17 protein-coding genes are annotated in these 15,989 nt (G+C 54.5%); 3 read left to right on the forward strand and 14 right to left on the reverse strand.

Going from position 1 to position 15,989, the window contains the following annotated elements; all coding sequences use genetic code 11:
* Positions 1-203 precede the first annotated feature (203 nt).
* From HGO37_RS03160 to HGO37_RS03170, 3 genes are all read left to right on the forward strand, one after another.
* Positions 204-1,391: an efflux RND transporter periplasmic adaptor subunit gene (locus tag HGO37_RS03160; RefSeq protein ID WP_250982090.1), complete on the forward strand. Its 1,188-nt coding sequence runs from the start codon at positions 204-206 to the stop codon at positions 1,389-1,391.
* Between the two features lie 12 nt (positions 1,392-1,403).
* The gene (locus tag HGO37_RS03165) at positions 1,404-4,730 is read left to right on the forward strand and encodes an efflux RND transporter permease subunit (protein ID WP_250982091.1); all 3,327 of its coding nucleotides are present in this window, start codon (positions 1,404-1,406) and stop codon (positions 4,728-4,730) included.
* A 286-nt stretch (positions 4,731-5,016) separates the two neighbouring features.
* A complete protein-coding gene (locus tag HGO37_RS03170) occupies positions 5,017-5,709 on the forward strand; it encodes a Crp/Fnr family transcriptional regulator (RefSeq protein WP_250982092.1) in 693 nt (230 codons plus the stop codon).
* A 207-nt stretch (positions 5,710-5,916) separates the two neighbouring features.
* Here HGO37_RS03170 and ureG read toward each other — a convergent pair whose 3' ends face one another.
* The 14 genes from ureG to HGO37_RS03240 all read right to left on the reverse strand — a co-directional run bounded on the left by ureG (position 5,917) and on the right by HGO37_RS03240 (position 15,861).
* Positions 5,917-6,528: an urease accessory protein UreG gene (ureG, locus tag HGO37_RS03175; protein ID WP_250982093.1), complete on the reverse strand. Its 612-nt coding sequence runs from the start codon at positions 6,526-6,528 to the stop codon at positions 5,917-5,919.
* A gap of 146 nt (positions 6,529-6,674) precedes the next feature.
* Positions 6,675-7,346, reverse strand: a complete 672-nt coding sequence (locus tag HGO37_RS03180; RefSeq protein ID WP_250982094.1) for an urease accessory protein UreF — start codon at positions 7,344-7,346, stop codon at positions 6,675-6,677.
* Between the two features lie 3 nt (positions 7,347-7,349).
* Positions 7,350-7,853, reverse strand: coding sequence for an urease accessory protein UreE (gene ureE / locus HGO37_RS03185; protein WP_250982095.1), 504 nt, complete (start codon positions 7,851-7,853; stop codon positions 7,350-7,352).
* A 68-nt stretch (positions 7,854-7,921) separates the two neighbouring features.
* Positions 7,922-8,794 carry a GGDEF domain-containing protein gene (locus HGO37_RS03190; RefSeq protein ID WP_250982096.1) on the reverse strand — a complete coding sequence of 291 codons (873 nt, stop codon included), beginning with the start codon at positions 8,792-8,794 and terminating at the stop codon, positions 7,922-7,924.
* A 363-nt stretch (positions 8,795-9,157) separates the two neighbouring features.
* Positions 9,158-9,694 carry a peroxiredoxin gene (locus HGO37_RS03195; protein ID WP_192488248.1) on the reverse strand — a complete coding sequence of 179 codons (537 nt, stop codon included), beginning with the start codon at positions 9,692-9,694 and terminating at the stop codon, positions 9,158-9,160.
* A 151-nt stretch (positions 9,695-9,845) separates the two neighbouring features.
* Positions 9,846-11,558, reverse strand: a complete 1,713-nt coding sequence (ureC, locus tag HGO37_RS03200; protein ID WP_250982097.1) for an urease subunit alpha — start codon at positions 11,556-11,558, stop codon at positions 9,846-9,848.
* A 31-nt stretch (positions 11,559-11,589) separates the two neighbouring features.
* Positions 11,590-12,207 carry a Urease operon accessory protein gene (locus tag HGO37_RS03205; protein WP_250982098.1) on the reverse strand — a complete coding sequence of 206 codons (618 nt, stop codon included), beginning with the start codon at positions 12,205-12,207 and terminating at the stop codon, positions 11,590-11,592.
* Positions 12,208-12,212: 5 nt separating this feature from the next.
* The gene (locus HGO37_RS03210) at positions 12,213-12,623 is read right to left on the reverse strand and encodes a lysozyme inhibitor LprI family protein (RefSeq protein WP_250982099.1); all 411 of its coding nucleotides are present in this window, start codon (positions 12,621-12,623) and stop codon (positions 12,213-12,215) included.
* 8 nt (positions 12,624-12,631) lie between these two features.
* Positions 12,632-12,988 carry a GFA family protein gene (locus HGO37_RS03215; RefSeq protein ID WP_250982100.1) on the reverse strand — a complete coding sequence of 119 codons (357 nt, stop codon included), beginning with the start codon at positions 12,986-12,988 and terminating at the stop codon, positions 12,632-12,634.
* Between the two features lies 1 nt (position 12,989).
* Complete coding sequence (locus tag HGO37_RS03220; RefSeq protein ID WP_192488243.1) at positions 12,990-13,295, reverse strand: urease subunit beta; 306 nt, start codon at positions 13,293-13,295, stop codon at positions 12,990-12,992.
* 23 nt (positions 13,296-13,318) lie between these two features.
* The gene (locus HGO37_RS03225) at positions 13,319-13,576 is read right to left on the reverse strand and encodes a DUF1272 domain-containing protein (protein ID WP_250982101.1); all 258 of its coding nucleotides are present in this window, start codon (positions 13,574-13,576) and stop codon (positions 13,319-13,321) included.
* 20 nt (positions 13,577-13,596) lie between these two features.
* On the reverse strand, positions 13,597-13,899 hold the full coding sequence (locus tag HGO37_RS03230) for an urease subunit gamma (protein WP_250982102.1): 303 nt from the start codon (positions 13,897-13,899) through the stop codon (positions 13,597-13,599).
* Between the two features lie 19 nt (positions 13,900-13,918).
* Positions 13,919-14,758, reverse strand: a complete 840-nt coding sequence (locus tag HGO37_RS03235; protein ID WP_352230539.1) for an urease accessory protein UreD — start codon at positions 14,756-14,758, stop codon at positions 13,919-13,921.
* On the reverse strand, positions 14,677-15,861 hold the full coding sequence (locus tag HGO37_RS03240; protein WP_502941370.1) for a CE1 family esterase: 1,185 nt from the start codon (positions 15,859-15,861) through the stop codon (positions 14,677-14,679). Before HGO37_RS03240 ends, HGO37_RS03235 begins: the two co-directional genes overlap by 82 nt.
* Between the last annotated feature and the right edge of the window lie 128 nt (positions 15,862-15,989).

Genomic DNA, 15,989 nt, shown 5'->3' on the forward strand with positions numbered 1-15,989 from the left:
TGCGCTGCAGATAAAAAATTTCTGTTTGCGGTTTCGATGGCTGGCATTGGTGCGGGGGATACAGTTTCGCCTTAATGCTCTGGACAATATAGCCTGCGCCAAATGACAAAAGTTTTCGTCTCTGGTTTCACAAGTCGTAGTCAATGCCTTCTGACGTGGAGCACGCATAAGAGCATGTGAACGACCTTTCGCGGATATGACACATGCAGCGCAAAACCATCGGCAAGCCATTTGTTGTGGCACTTCTTTCCAGCGTATTTCTGCCCTTTGCAGCAATGGCCGCGGAACAGTCTCCCGCTGAGGCACAAGCAAACCTGCCTTCAATCGTCGTGACAGAAACGGTCAAACGCGATTTGGTGGACCGGATTATCGCCACGGGCACCATTCAGCCGGTTGATGAAATCTACGTGCAGCCTTTGGTCGACGGTCTGTCCATTGACAAGCTGAATGTCGATATCGGTGACAAAGTGGAAGCCAACGAAGTTCTGGCTGTGCTGTCTACCGACGCGCTTCTCCTGCAAAAGAGCCAGCTTGAAGCCAACAAGGCGAAGGCTGAAGCTGCCCTTGCACAATTCAAGGCGCAGGTTATCGAAGCGCAGGCCAATTCCGACGATGCCTCCCGTCAAAGCGACCGTGCCGCAAGGCTCGGCAAAAGCGGCTCAGGTTCCGTCTCTCAGGTTGAACAGACCCAGGCACAGGCCGAAGTTGCGCTAGCACGGCTGCAGGCCGCCAGACAGGCCGTCACGGTCGGCGAAGCCGATGTAAAGGTCGTTGATACCCAGATTGATGACATTGATCTGAAACTTGCCCGCACCGGCGTCAAATCTCCGGTTGCCGGTATCATCGCGGCAAAGAACGCCAAGATTGGTGCCATTGCCAGTGGTTCTGGAACACCGCTTTTTACAGTTATCAAGGACGGCGCTATTGAACTGGTCGCCGAACTCTCAGAAACCAGCATTCAGAAAATCAAAATCGGTCAGTCCGCATTTTTGACCATTGCCGGAGCCAGCAAACGTGTCGAAGGCAAGGTGCGGCTTGTGTCGCCAACCGTTGATCCGGTGACCCGTCTTGGCTCTATCCATATTACCATTCCGGCAGATCAGGCACGCTCGGGCATGTACGCCAACGCCGAGATCATTGTTGCCCAGGAAAATGCTCTGGCGCTTCCGCTTTCCGCTGTTACCACCAATCGTGACGGATCGACCGCACGCAAGGTGGAGGACAATATTGTCCGGCAGGTGAAGATCGAAACCGGCATACAGGACAACGGTTTCGTTGAAGTGTTGAGCGGCCTTTCCGCCGGCGACAAGGTTGTCGAAAAGGCCGGTGCATTTGTGCGTGATGGTGACCATATCAGCCCTGTCGCGGCCTCTGCCGCCGTCTCTAATTAACGGAGCGATCCCATGAACTTCTCAGCATGGTCGATCAAGAATCCGATTGCTCCGATACTCGGCTTTGTGCTGCTGCTTGTTGTCGGCATACAGTCGTTTTATACGTTGCCGATTACCCGCTTCCCGAACATTGACGTTCCAGTGGTGGCCATCACGGTCAACCAGAGTGGCTCCTCGCCATCTGAACTGGAAATGCAGGTCACCAAGGAAATCGAAGATGCGGTCGCCTCAATCAGCGGTATCGACGAAATCCAGTCAACGGTAACGGATGGCCAGTCGCAGACGACGGTTATCTTCCGTATCGAAAAGCCGACCGAAGAAGCCGTTCAGGACACCAAGGACGCCATCGACAAGATCCGTAGCGATCTTCCGTCTGACATTGAAGAACCAATTGTTACGAAGGTGGATGTCGAAGGCCAGGCCATTCAGACCTTTGCGGTTTCTTCGCCAAACATGACGCTGGAAGAACTGTCATGGTTTGTGGATGACACCGTCAAGCGCGCGCTGCAAGGCCAGCCCGGCATCGGCAAGATCGACCGTTATGGCGGTGCAGACCGTGAAATCCGTGTTTCGCTCAATCCTGCCAAGCTGGACGCCTATGGTATTACCGCAACCGAGGTAAACAGCCAGCTTCGTGGCACCAACATAGACCTCGGTTCCGGTCGTGGACAGGTCGCGGGCAACGAGCAGACCATTCGTACACTGGGTGATGCACGCAATGTCGCACAGCTTGCCGACACCACCATTTCCCTGCCAAGCGGCCGTTTCGTAAAGCTGTCGGAACTCGGCACCATCACCGACACCTACGAGGAGCCAAAGTCCTTCTCGCGGTTCAATGGCACACCGGCTGTAACCTTTGCCGTTTTCCGTTCGAAAGGCGCCAGTGAAGTCTCCGTTGCCGAAACCGTTGCTAAAAGCCTTGATGAAGTGCGTGCCGCACATAAGGACGTTACCATCGAAATGGTCGATGATGCCGTCTACTTCACTTATGGCAACTACGAGTCTGCCCTTCACACGCTGATTGAAGGTGCAGTTCTTGCCATCATCGTGGTGTTGCTGTTCCTCCGCAACTGGCGTGCAACACTGATTGCCGCCGTCGCGCTGCCGCTTTCTGCGATCCCGACATTCTGGATCATGGATGTCATGGGCTTTTCGCTGAACCTCGTCAGCTTCCTCGCCTTAACGCTCGCCACCGGTATTCTGGTGGATGACGCGATCGTGGAAATCGAAAACATCGCCCGCCATATCAAGATGGGCAAAACGCCGTATCGTGCAGCACTGGAAGCTGCCGATGAAATCGGTCTTGCGGTGATTGCCACCAGCTTCACCATCATCGCGGTCTTCGTGCCGGTGTCCTTCATGCCGGGCGTACCCGGCCAGTACTTCATCCAGTTCGGCTTGACCGTTGCCTTCTCGGTGTTCTTCTCGCTGATGGTAGCGCGTCTCATCACACCGTTGATGGCCGCCTATCTGATGCGTGCTGAAGACGCCATGGATGACCATCACGATAATGACGGCAAGCTGATGAAGGCATATACCCGCCTCGTCACTGCCACCACACGCAAATGGTGGGCCCGTTATCTGACCCTGGTCGGTGCAGTGGCGTTTCTTGCTGGCTCGCTGTTTCTTCTCAGCGGCGTGCCGGGCAGCTTCATGCCTCCGGAAGATTCCTCACGCGTCGTGCTGTCCATCGAACTGCCGCCAAATGCGACTCTCGATGAAACCGACGCCACCACCACGAAAATCTATGACGCATTACGCGACATTAATGGGGTGGAAAGCGTTTTCGTTCTCGGTGGTGCCTCGCCAAAGGGTGATCTGGAACTGCGCCGTGCCACCGTGCGCGTGATTTTGCAGAACATCGACCACTCACTTGTCAAAATGCTGGTCAACAAAGGTCTAGGCTCCATTCCGCTTATTGGACAATACTTGCCAAAGGTGGAGGAGACAGGGCGCACCAGACCGCAATGGGATGTTGAACGCGATATTTTCGCTCGCGTAAAAAGCATTCCCGATGTTCGCATCATCAAGCTGAATGACCGCGCAGAACGCGAACTGACCTTCAACTTCCTGTCGTCAAATGAAGCCGATCTGAACGAAGCAACCGGCATCCTGGAATCTCGCCTGCGCGCCTCGTCCATTCTGGCAAATGTCAGCTCGGAAGGCGCCCTGCCCCGTCCGGAACTGCAAATTCGTCCGCGCAAGGATGAGATTGCCCGCCTCGGCATAACGCCCCAGCAGATCGCCCAAACCGTTCGCGTTGCCACTATCGGTGATATCGACGCCTTGTTGACCAAGATTTCGTTGGATGATCGCCAGATCCCGATCCGGGTTCAGGCCTCGCTCGATGTTCGCCGTGATCTCGCACAAATCCGTGCCATCAAGATCAAGACGGCAGCCGGTGCATCCGTACCGCTCTACAGCGTTGCCGACATTGATTATTCGGAAGGTCCAAGCTCCATCAAGCGCAACAATCGTAACCGCGTGGTCGCTATTGGTTCGGACGTTCCATTCGGCACCGCACTTGATACGTCGACGGCTGAATTCAAGCGCATCGTTTCTGAAACCCAGTTGCCACCATCTGTGCATCTGGCCGAAAGCGGTGACGCCAAAATCCAGGCCGAGATGCAGCAGAGCTTCGGCAACGCCATGTTGCTTGGTCTGATGCTGGTTCTGGTGGTCCTCATCCTGCTGTTCAAGGACGTCATCCAGCCATTCACCATCCTGTTCTCTCTGCCGCTGGCAATCGGTGGCGTGGCGGTGGCGCTGATCATCACCCAGAATGCGCTGTCCATGCCTGTTCTGATCGGCATCCTGATGCTGATGGGCATCGTCACCAAAAACGCCATCCTGCTGGTTGATTTCGCCATTGAAATGCGACGCCACGGCATGGAGCGTGTTCACGCCATGGTGGAGGCTGGTCGCAAACGTGCCCGTCCAATCATCATGACATCGATTGCCATGTCAGCCGGCATGCTTCCTTCGGCGCTCGGCGTTGGTGAAGGCGGTTCATTCCGCGCGCCAATGGCGATCGCGGTGATCGGCGGCATCATCGTCTCGACAGTCCTGTCACTGGTGGTTGTTCCTGCCTTCTTCCTGATCATGGATGACCTCTCCACGCTTCTGGGACGGATTTTCGGTCGCTTTGTCGGCAAGAAGGAAGAAGACCCGGACGTTCTCTCCAAGGAAGAACTGTCGCAAATGGCGCTCGATAACTCCCGCGCCTTGGCAGAGGTTGAAAAACGGATGGATGCCATGGAGCGTAGCGGATCAGCTTCAACGCGAGCCAATACGAAAAACGACAATGTTCTGAGATTACCGCCCCTCGCAGCAGAATAAAGTCTTGCTCAATGACACGACAAACGCCGGGTGCATAATCCGGCGTTTTTGTTTGCGCGGGTACATAAATGCCAAGCAACATTTACAGGGAACTTCACAGTTCGTTGATCGAAATCAAATAGCGGATTTTCCGCCGTGGTATTCTTCCCGAAATTGGCAAGTTTAATGTTGGCAAGACTTGGCAGACAGTGAGAACACCAGTGGCATGGTGTGCAGGGCCGGAATCAGTGAACCGGACTGCTGCGTTCATGGTATCGTCTGTCAGGTCAGGGTTTGATCGGGAGCCATGACAAACGTGAACAAAACTGTGAAACTGAGCAATAAGGACAGGAACATCCTTGTCCGCGCTCCCTTCATAGGAGCGGGGGATGATGCGTCGGCGCTGAAACTTCTGGAAGCGGCGGCCATCGTAACATTCGATCCACGCCACATCCTTTTTCGCGAAAATGACCCGGCCGAGCACCTTTACTGTGTGCTGAACGGCTTTGTGCGTATCTATCGTCTGAACAAGGACGGCCGCGAAGCGGATATCCGTGTCTGCGGACCGGGTGACACTTTCAACGAGTGCCTGATTTTCGGTAGCGACCGTTACCGCTATAACGCCCAGACCGCCGAAAGCACAACGCTAGCGCGTTTCGAGCTGCCGCGTATCCGCAACATGATCGAGCAAGAGCCCGGTGTCGCGAAGGCCGTCATGCAGTGCCTGTCGAATAGCCTTCTTAACGCCATGGACTGTGTGGCCAATGACCGTTTGCAGACAGCACCACAGCGTGTCGCGAACTATCTGATTACCAGCGGCCCGCACGGCGCGACATCCTATTCCCTGCGCCTGCCATTCCAGAAAAGCCTTCTGGCAGGCAAGTTGGGCCTTGCGCCAGAAGCGCTGTCCCGCGCTTTTTCCACCCTGCGGGACGCAGGTGTGACGGTTCGTGGTCGCGTCGTTCAGGTAAATGACATCGGCGCGCTGCGCCAGATTTAGAACCGCATCTCCCAACGCTGAGATGGCATTGGGAAAGAAGACAACAGGACAAATCCAAAGCCGTTGCATGACCATTATCCGCAACGTGCTTTGCCCCTTTCCTGCGGGGAGCGGGGGAGTGAAAAGACGGGATGCCCTCGTGGGGCGTGCCGTCTTTTCTGTTTCATGGCACCCAAGGGTTACGGAGCAGGAAACAAGGCAACAGCCTTAAAGACCGCCCTGCATTTTCAGGAAACTGACGATACCATCGACGCCATCGCCACGCTTCATATCGGTGAACAAGAACGGCATCTGCTTGCGCATACGCGTTGCGTCCTTGTCCATCACATCGAGATCAGCGCCGACATAGGGCGCCAGGTCTTTTTTGTTGATCACCAGCAAATCGGAGCGGGTAATGCCCGGACCGCCCTTACGCGGGATTTCTTCACCCTGGCAAACAGAAATCACATAGATGGTGATGTCAGCGAGATCCGGGGAAAAGGTCGCAGCCAGATTGTCGCCACCCGATTCGATAAACACCACATCGAGATCCGGGAACCGTTCATTGAGACCGGCGATGGCCTGCAGATTGATGGTGGCATCTTCACGAATGGCGGTATGTGGGCAACCACCTGTCTCGACCCCGACGATACGCTCAGATGGCAAAGCCTGCATACGCACCAGCGCCTCGGCATCTTCCTTGGTGTAGATATCATTGGTCACAACAGCAACGGAGTAATCCGCGCTCATCGCCTTGCACAGCTTTTCCGTCAGAGCGGTTTTTCCCGAGCCCACAGGCCCGCCAATGCCAACCCGCAAAGGGCCATTTCCCGATTTCATCAGCTGTTCCTTTATATGTTCTGATCGCATCACTTTATGGAGCTTGATCGTCCGGTTCAATATGCTGCGCTGCACCGTCAGAAAAATTGACCCGACTTTTGCCTGTGGATCATGCACCCAATGTCAGTGTTCGAATGCCGCGATAATCAGGACCGAAACAGCCGTGAATGCTGAATTTCATGCCGCAAGAACGCGGTATCCGCCAAAATGGTCGAGCTTCCCAGATCATCCAGAGTCGAGCTCTTAGCCTTGACGACGACGTCAGTCAGAAACGGCTCGGTACTTGCGAGAATAGCAACACCGTCCGTTTGTCCCGCAAGCCCCAAGCGTATCGCTGCCGACACCATTTGCGAGACACCGGCATGCAGATAGCCGGCAATTGCACTAACCGGTTCAACCCCATGGGCTGCCGCAACAGCTCCAACGGCAACCGGATATGCGGTTTGCGCTGGTAGCCGCTCAAATACCTGCTGCGGCCAGGCCTTGGCAGCGACAACAAACGCGTCGCCCAGTTGAACCGTCTCGCGGTAACGTTCCGCAGATCCGGCCAGGGCACGGGCCAGTTCACACAGTTCATGCAGCGCCTGACTGTCTTCATGGCAACGGCTGGCCGCCGCCAGTAACACCGCATCGTTCCACAGCGCACCACGTTCAAGTGATAGTTTCACCCAAACGGAAAGCTCGTGCGGATTGCTGAGCAAACCATCATGCACCGCACCTTCAAGGCCAGCCGAATAGGAAAATGCTCCGACAGGAAATGCCGGAGACATCCACGCCATTAGCCGCAGCAGCCCGGCAACATCGCTCTGTGCGCTCATCGATCAGTCGTGATTATGATGGTCATGACCGTGCCCGTGATCATGTTTGTGATCGTGGCCGTGTGAGTGGCTGCCATGCGAATGATAGGCGCCCCGCGCTGGCTGGAACGGTTCTTCAACGTCGCGAACCGTTGCGCCAAGGCCTTCAAGCATCGAGCGAATGACATGATCACGCAGGATCAGAATGCGGCCCTCTTCGATCTGCGCCGAAAGATGTCTGTTGCCCAGATGCCAGGCCAGTTCGATCAGATGAAGCGTATCGCGTCCGGTGATTTCAAACAGTTTCTCATTGGCAGCACGCACTTCAATCAGGTCGCCATTTTCCACCACCAGAAGATCGCCATGCGCAAACAATACCGGCTCCTTCAGGTCCAGCATCACCATCTCATCATTCTGTAAATGAAGCAGCTTGCGGCGCAGATGGCGCTGGTCATGGGCAAGCACCACAAAGTCGGATGTTTCATCGGCAGGCGTGCCAACTGGCAGGTATGAAGTGACGCGTAACATGGCTTTTCCGGTTCCATCAAAAAGTCTCGAATGAAATAACTGCCGGATCACCCGCCTGATTGCAAGGTTCAACTTGCCCTTGCCTGCCCCTGTTTGACATCACGAACCGCAGAACCCTTCAACAGCGTTATGCCGCTGCGATATTCCTGCTGTACACCATGCATCTCATTCTCATGCAGGGCGCGATTGCGGCCACTGGCCTTCGCAAGATAAAGCGCACGGTCCGCAGAAATGAAAATATCATCCTTTCGCCGACCGGGCACGATCTCCGCCACGCCAACCGACACCGTGGTGCTAACCACATCCGTTTCAAAATTGAGTGTCAGCGCTTCAATTTTCCGACGCGCCAACTCCACAAGTGCCATCCTGTCACCCTGCTGGCCGCCCTTGATGATGACGGAAAATTCCTCCCCGCCCAACCGTGCGACCGGATGCAGGGAACTGAAAGAATCAGCCAGCGTGTTTGCAACGGTACGAATGACGATGTCGCCAGCGGAATGGCCGTGACAATCATTGATCGCCTTGAAGCGGTCGAGATCGAAGATGGCAAGCGAGGCATTATCCTGCACACTCTCAAAGGCCTCGTTGAACGCCCGACGGTTCAACAGGCCTGAAAGTGCATCGGTGCGGCTCAACCGCTCGAATTCATCGCGAGAATGATAAAGTTTGCGGATAAGGCGCCATGCACAAAAGGAAATGAACAGCGCAACACTACCACCAACCAGCCAGGACATGGCAATGCCATAGGCAATGGCCAGCGAGAATGTCACCGGCAAAAAATCGAAAACACTCGCCATCAGCAAGACTGAAATACTGACGAAAATCGAAAGAATAATTGCAAGAAAAACCGTCTTACCAGCGAATGCGGGAATAGTTCTCGCATTCTCAAGTTCGGCGGAATCAATATCGATTGAAAAGAGTTTTTTCAGACGAGCAAACATCGAAGCACCTCATTTAACCTCCTAACGGATAAGGCCCAGATGTTTGTTCGAAGTTAATACAATGTCTAAAATTTTAGTATTTCCAAGTATAAAACTGAACACACACAGAACATAGCAAAAATCTAAAAACAACTTGACACACCAAGAAGAAAACACTTTTCGGCCTTAAAAATAAGGACAAGGCGAATCAAATACGACTTGCGACGGTCCACGTCCGGCAAACGATAAAGTGTTCCAATGCCTTGCTGCATAGGGATAGTTGCTACGGATAACCATTAACACTTTAAAGTCATACATCGTTTGCAAAAAAGGCCCGGAATTGCTTCCGGGCCTTTGCATTCAAATCCAAATTTGACGTGGGTCTCAGGCGACCTTGCGAGCCTGCAGATGCTCAAGAATGCTCTGTGGAGAAGACAGGCCGTATGGATCGCTTTCGCAATTGTCGGAATAGCCTTCTTCTTCGAACCACTGCTCGACAACACCGTCATTAACGACGGCAGCATAACGCCATGAACGCATGCCGAAACCGAGATTGTCCTTGGCAACAAGCATGCCCATCTTGCGGGTGAACTCGCCCGAACCGTCAGGGATAACCTTGACGTTTTCGAGGTTCTGGCTCTTTGCCCACGCGTTCATGACGAACGCGTCATTGACCGACAGGCAATAGATTTCATCGACGCCCAGCGCGCGGAATTCTGGTGTCAGCTTTTCAAAATCTGGCAGCTGGTAGGTCGAGCATGTTGGCGTGAAAGCACCTGGCAGGGAAAAAAGAACAACCTTCTTGCCTGCAAAGTAATCGTCGGATGTTACGTCCTGCCAACGGAATGGGTTTGGACCGCCAACAGCTTCGTCGCGAATGCGCGTGCGGAATGTAACTGCGGGAACTTTTTTACCTAGCATGATTTTCTCCTGTCGATGGCGCGACAAAGCTTGGGAACAATGCCCGCCTTTAATTCGTGTTTCGAGATAGCGTAAAACGGCGTTCAATGCAGCAGGAAATATCCCTCTGCACAGCAGCCATGCACAATTACGCGGTTTCCGAGGCGCTTTCTTAAAACAGGAAGTAACGTTGCGCCATAGGCAGAACGGTTGCCGGTTCGCAGGTCAACAGTTCCCCATCGGCACGCACTTCGTATGTTTCAGGGTCGACCTCGATATGCGGTGTCAGATCATTGAGGATCATCGATTTCTTCGAGATGCCGCCACGGGTGTTTTTGACCGCAACAAGGTTCTTTGCAACACCCAGACGCTGCGCCAACCCTGCATCGAGAGAGGCCTGCGACACAAAGGTCACCGAAGAATTGGTACGTGCCTTGCCGTAAGCCCCGAACATCGGACGGTAGTGAACCGGTTGCGGTGTCGGAATAGAAGCGTTTGGATCCCCCATCGGCGCTGCAACAATCATTCCGCCCATCACAACCATATCCGGTTTGATACCAAAGAAGGCCGGGTTCCAGATCACCAGATCCGCACGTTTGCCAACCGCGATCGAGCCGATTTCATGGCTGACGCCATGTGCGATGGCAGGATTGATGGTGTATTTGGCAACGTAACGACGCACACGGAAATTGTCGTTATTACCGTTTTCTTCCGGCAAACGGCCACGCTGACGTTTCATCTTGTCTGCCGTCTGCCAGGTTCGGATCGCCACTTCACCCACGCGCCCCATCGCCTGACTATCGGACGAAATGATCGAAAACGCACCGATATCGTGCAGGATGTCTTCCGCAGCGATTGTCTCCTTGCGAATGCGGCTTTCCGCAAAGGCAATATCCTCGGGGATGGATGGCGACAGATGGTGGCAGACCATCAACATATCCAGATGTTCGGCCAGCGTATTGACCGTATAGGGCCGCGTCGGATTGGTGGACGACGGAATAACGTTCATCTGACCGCAAATCTTGATGATGTCAGGCGCGTGACCACCGCCGGCACCTTCGGTGTGAAATGCATGGATGGTGCGGCCCTTGATCGATCCGACCGTGTCTTCGACAAAGCCACTTTCGTTTAGCGTATCCGTATGGATCATCACCTGAACGTCATATTCATCCGCAACTGACAGGCAGCAATCAATAGCGCCGGGTGTTGTTCCCCAGTCTTCGTGCAGCTTGAGCGATGTGGCGCCGCCAAGCACCATTTCTTCGAGTGCGCCGGGCAGCGAGGCATTACCCTTGCCGGCAAAGGCAAGGTTCATCGGGAAGGCATCTGCGGCCTCGATCATGCGGGCAATGTGCCATGGCCCCGGCGTGCAGGTCGTCGCCAGCGTGCCGTGGGCCGGGCCTGTGCCGCCACCCAACATGCAGGTTATGCCACTCATTAGCGCTTCTTCGATCTGCTGCGGGCAAATGAAGTGAATATGGCTGTCCATACCGCCAGCGGTAACAATCTTGCCCTCGCCAGCAATCGCTTCCGTGCCCGGTCCAACGATAATGTTGACACCCGGCTGTGTGTCCGGGTTTCCGGCTTTGCCGATGGCAACAATACGTCCGTCTTTGAGGCCGATATCAGCCTTTACGATACCCGAGTGGTCAACGATGACAGCATTGGTGATAACCGTATCAACCGCACCATTGGCGCGCGTCACTTGGCTTTGCCCCATACCGTCACGAATAACCTTGCCGCCACCGAACTTGACCTCTTCACCATAGGTGGTGTGGTCTTTTTCGATTTCGATAAACAGTTCGGTGTCCGCGAGACGCACCTTGTCGCCCACCGTTGGACCAAACATGCTGGCATAGGCTGCACGGGAAATTTTATAAGCCATTAGATCATGCTCCCTGAAAAGCGGAGAAAAGCTATTCTATTGAAATTCTTACAAGTTTACCTTCGCTTGCGAAGGTATCGACCAATTGTTTTTCAGCCTGAAACGGATGCCCTGCCCACCCCTGATGGCCAAAGCCGGTAATAAAAACCTGGCCCTGATCTTTAGCCGCCATGTCCAGCACCTGGAAAATGGCAATCAAACCACTGCTCGGGCAAATATAGGGTTCTGGCGAATATGCGGCCAAAAATCCGTCCGCACGCTCATGGATGTCACGCGAAATGATCTGGTGCTGTTTTCCGTTGTCTGAAGCGATCACAGCAAAGGCATCACTATAGTCGTCACAGAAATCATCCAGCTCCGGATTGGAAACCTTCAAACCGGAACGCATGTCCAGAAATTTAGCGGGATCGCGTACCGACCAGATGGTTGACGCCGCCTGGACCGGCTGTAGTGAGCGCCATTGCGGCTCTTCACTCATCGACTTTCCCGGCCGTCCGGTATTACACACGGCAACGATATCAGTTTTGACGCCACCACGACCGAACGAACGGCAATCGTTGAAACGGATCACCAGATCCGCAACATCAATCAGTGCATTTGCACCGTCAGGTATGTCGCCATTGCCGACAACCACGATTTTTTGCCCCATCGCGGTTAAAATCCTTCCGAGAGGGAACGTAATTCTTCCGTCCGCTTACGGCTCATATCGGCAAGACATGACGACACCAGCAACGGTTCCATGGAGCCGCCGCGCGCCTGAAAGCCAACCGCTTCGCAATTGGCATCACGGTATGCAATCCATGCTCGCTGCGCTGCCAACAATGCCTTGACCGCACCTGCACCATCTTCACCCGCAGAACTGTCTCGCTCCGCCAGAACCTTACGCACGCTCTGATATTGCGTGTTTAGTTCCGCGTCCGCTGTCTCGTAATCTCGCGACGCGCAGATGTTCATCTCTGCCTGCGTCATCGGCGAATCACAGTCGATGTCAGGTTCACTCTGCGCTAACGCCGCTGTTGCGGAAGCAGCACTGATGATAAGTGCTGCTATTCCGCTATAAATCATCCGTCCTGTCATCGTGACGCGCCGTCATAGGCTTTGGGCGACAGCGCCCTGGCATCCACGCCGTCGAGGCAATTGGCGTTGACGGCGACCATCGGCGTACCATCAGGTGCATCGGCATAAGCAAAGCTTTCAATGCCGCAGGTTGCGCAGAACAGGTGATTGATCTTGTGCTTGTTGAACAGATATTCGCTGAGGCTCTTTTCGCCCGAGACCAGTTTAAAATGATCCTTTGGCACAAATGTCAGTACCGATCCCAGCCGTTTACAGCGGGAGCAGTTACACACCACCGTCTGATCGAGATCGGCATCTGCCTCAAAACTGACTGCGCCGCACTGGCAACTTCCGTGATAATGTTGCGTTGCCATATCAAAGCCTCCCCATGACCTGCTGACGAAAACCATAGACCTCACGTTTGCCGGAAAGCGGCACCAGCGTCACTTCACGGGTCTGCCCCGGCTCAAAGCGCACGGCCGTTCCTGCCGGAATATCAAGGCGCATGCCAAAGGCGCGGTCTCGCTCGAAGGCAAGTCCGGCATTGGTTTCTGCGAAGTGATAGTGGCTGCCAACCTGTACCGGACGATCACCGGTGTTGGAAACCTTGAGAGTAATCGTCTCCAGACCCGCATTGAGTTCGATGGAGCCTTCGGCTGATATAATTTCCCCTGGGATCATTTGATCCTCCTTATATTTTCGGCCTATGCACTTGTTAGAGAACTACAGCCTTCCGCCTTAAGTACGCGAACCGTGGAGGGCGGATTGTTCACCAGCTTTCCAGCCGGTCTTACCGGCCTGCGCACGAGTTCGCCGCCGCAATTCGGGCATTTTCCTCCAAGAGTGCCTTCAGCGCAATCGCTGCAATAGGTGCATTCGAAAGAGCAGATCACAGCCTCAAGGCTTGCCGGAGGCAAGTCCTTGTCGCAGCACTCACAATTGGGTCTCAGTTCCAGCGTCATGGTGTTCCCCTTGATAAGCGTCAGCGGATTGGTTCGTGAACCGTCACCAGCTTTGTGCCATCTGGAAAGGTCGCTTCCACCTGAACGTCATGGATCATTTCGGCAATGCCTTCCATGACCTGGGCACGGGTAATGACATGCGCGCCAGCTTCCATGAGCTCGGCAACAGCGCGACCGTCGCGCGCGCCTTCCACGACAAAATCCGTGATGATCGCGATTGCTTCAGGATAGTTCAGCTTCACACCGCGCTCCAGACGACGGCGTGCAACCATGGCCGCCATGGAAATAAGCAGCTTGTCTTTCTCTCTCGGGCTAAGGTTCATTATCGTCCCACTCTTGTTCTTATAGATTCCAGACTTTCGGCACTGGCGCGCCATTACGCAAGTGCGAAATGACCGGCACCAGTATTTTTCTCAACGCAAATCCGTCTTCCGCGGCCACACGCACCACAAGCTTGCCTTGCCACTCGCTTGCACCACCATGATCGCCCAGCGCTTCGCGCACCTTCGGCAACATCGCCTCTGCCAGAGGCCCGATATACAACAGCGTAGCAAAGGCCACCTGCCCGTTCAGTACGGAAGCCGATCCTGCCAGTTCTTCGATCTCGCCATCCAGCAACAGTTCTTCGGCATGGATGAGTTTGCCGCCATGGCGAATGCGCCAACGGTCACGAAACAGCCCGCCACGCATCATTTCACCCATGGCCTTGCGGCCTAGCAAAACGGCTTCGACGGCCAGAAATTCTGCGGAGGGATCAATATCTGCCTCCAACCTGCGGCTGAGGGAGGCATTGTCGAAAAGAATGGTTTCCTGTGGCAGCCAATGCAACACAGAACCAGCTTCAGCCGTAACCTTTGCAGTGACGGCAGCAGTACCAAACGACGCTTTGTAGATTTTTTCGCAGGCTTGCGTGGTGACAGTCAGTCGGGAGCCAGCACCTGCAACGGCGCTCCACTCAAGTTCATCGCCACCGGTCAACCCACCGGAGGAATTGATGAGAATGGCTTCCATCTCATTGGAAAACGTATCAGGAAGGCGGATCTTTGCACAGCCTTCCTGAAACAATGTTTCGAGCCGGGTCTTGCCCTGCGGCGCCTTGGTTACAAGGCGTCCTCTACCACGCGCTCTTTGCTGACGGCTTTGATGGCGGGTATGCTCCCCGAGTTGCTGGTCTGAATGCACGTCGTCTCCGAAGTTTTTGCCGAAGCCGAAGCTGGCACTGCCTGCAAGACGCAATCGCTTTTCTTGACCGCAGCATCAACCACCAGCTGGCCTTCTGTGTTCTGGAAGAAATCCCACATCGTGTCAGCCGCATCAACCTGTCGCGATACCTCAGCCACAGCTTTACGCTTGCCGTCGGCAGAGGCTTGAATAACCTCGGCTTTTACCGGGCTGCGCGGCCATGCATGGTCCCAACCGTCAATCACGTAAGAATAGACACGTGAACCGGATTTGCAGACATCATAGGTATTGAATGTCACACGACCGGCAGTACGGCTTTTGACGGCGCCCTTGCACCCATCCAATTCCGCCCAACGCTTCAGCGCGGTTTCACCGCTATAACGCCAGTAGGCTTTACCACCACCTTGATAAGGGTTGGCAGGATCCTTCGTACCGGCAAAGGCAATAATGGAGATAGGACGTGCTGGTGTGCAAGTCGCACCGTCAGGCATCCATGAACCATCTTTTTCGACCGGATAACCGGCACGAAGCGAGGCGACAAAACCGGCTGCTGCAAAGTCCTCGTTACCGTTGCACAGATATTGCGACAGCATGCGGCCACCACCGGAATAACCGGAGGCATAGATGCGCTGTTCATCGACACACAGTTTTTCGGAAACGGTCTTGATCGCCGCGCGGATGTAGCTGACCTCATCCAACCCGCCTTCGCGGGTGGTCACACCTGGTACATTCCAGGCATTCGTTCCGGTCATTTCGCCGGACAGACTGCCCTGCAGCGCAACTGTGATAAAGCCGTCACGTTCCGCGACCCTGTCCCAACCACTGCGGTTCATCTGGCCAATGGCATTGCTGTTGCTGCCATGGAAATCAAACACCACAGGCAATTTTTTCTGTCCATCATAAGATGATGGAACAAAATAAACAGCCGAGCGTTGATCAGTACCCGACACCACGGAAAACTGGTGACGGCCTGGCTCGACAGGTTGACCGCACATCGATGCAGATGCGGCGGCACTCATGGCTGTAAGCGCGAAAAAGCTTGCGGTGATGGTCCGAAGGGGCAAAACAAACCGGACGATCCGGCTAGCATTATCAAGTTTCATCGGCACGCCTTTATTGGCACAAGTTCCCAACCATACGGCAGAGACACGTGGAATGTAAGGGATCGACGGAAGCCGCATGCTTTAAGGCTCTTCATGTGTCCTGCATGCGTCAATGTTGCGCCAGATAC

The sequence above is a fragment of the Rhizobium sp. CG4 genome (genome assembly GCF_023701965.1).
Taxonomy (GTDB): Bacteria; Pseudomonadota; Alphaproteobacteria; order Rhizobiales; family Rhizobiaceae; genus Agrobacterium.

Bases quoted from the DNA above. Each gene is read 5' to 3' on its own strand.
- HGO37_RS03160 (WP_250982090.1), top strand. From the start codon at position 204: ATGCAGCGCAAAACCATCGGCAAGCCATTTGTTGTGGCACTTCTTTCC.
- HGO37_RS03165 (WP_250982091.1), top strand. From the start codon at position 1,404: ATGAACTTCTCAGCATGGTCGATCAAGAATCCGATTGCTCCGATACTC.
- HGO37_RS03170 (WP_250982092.1), top strand. From the start codon at position 5,017: ATGACAAACGTGAACAAAACTGTGAAACTGAGCAATAAGGACAGGAAC.
- ureG (WP_250982093.1), bottom strand. From the start codon at position 6,528: ATGAAATCGGGAAATGGCCCTTTGCGGGTTGGCATTGGCGGGCCTGTG.
- HGO37_RS03180 (WP_250982094.1), bottom strand. From the start codon at position 7,346: ATGAGCGCACAGAGCGATGTTGCCGGGCTGCTGCGGCTAATGGCGTGG.
- ureE (WP_250982095.1), bottom strand. From the start codon at position 7,853: ATGTTACGCGTCACTTCATACCTGCCAGTTGGCACGCCTGCCGATGAA.
- HGO37_RS03190 (WP_250982096.1), bottom strand. From the start codon at position 8,794: ATGTTTGCTCGTCTGAAAAAACTCTTTTCAATCGATATTGATTCCGCC.
- HGO37_RS03195 (WP_192488248.1), bottom strand. From the start codon at position 9,694: ATGCTAGGTAAAAAAGTTCCCGCAGTTACATTCCGCACGCGCATTCGC.
- ureC (WP_250982097.1), bottom strand. From the start codon at position 11,558: ATGGCTTATAAAATTTCCCGTGCAGCCTATGCCAGCATGTTTGGTCCA.
- HGO37_RS03205 (WP_250982098.1), bottom strand. From the start codon at position 12,207: ATGGGGCAAAAAATCGTGGTTGTCGGCAATGGCGACATACCTGACGGT.
- HGO37_RS03210 (WP_250982099.1), bottom strand. From the start codon at position 12,623: ATGATTTATAGCGGAATAGCAGCACTTATCATCAGTGCTGCTTCCGCA.
- HGO37_RS03215 (WP_250982100.1), bottom strand. From the start codon at position 12,988: ATGGCAACGCAACATTATCACGGAAGTTGCCAGTGCGGCGCAGTCAGT.
- HGO37_RS03220 (WP_192488243.1), bottom strand. From the start codon at position 13,295: ATGATCCCAGGGGAAATTATATCAGCCGAAGGCTCCATCGAACTCAAT.
- HGO37_RS03225 (WP_250982101.1), bottom strand. From the start codon at position 13,576: ATGACGCTGGAACTGAGACCCAATTGTGAGTGCTGCGACAAGGACTTG.
- HGO37_RS03230 (WP_250982102.1), bottom strand. From the start codon at position 13,899: ATGAACCTTAGCCCGAGAGAGAAAGACAAGCTGCTTATTTCCATGGCG.
- HGO37_RS03240 (WP_502941370.1), bottom strand. From the start codon at position 15,861: ATGAAACTTGATAATGCTAGCCGGATCGTCCGGTTTGTTTTGCCCCTT.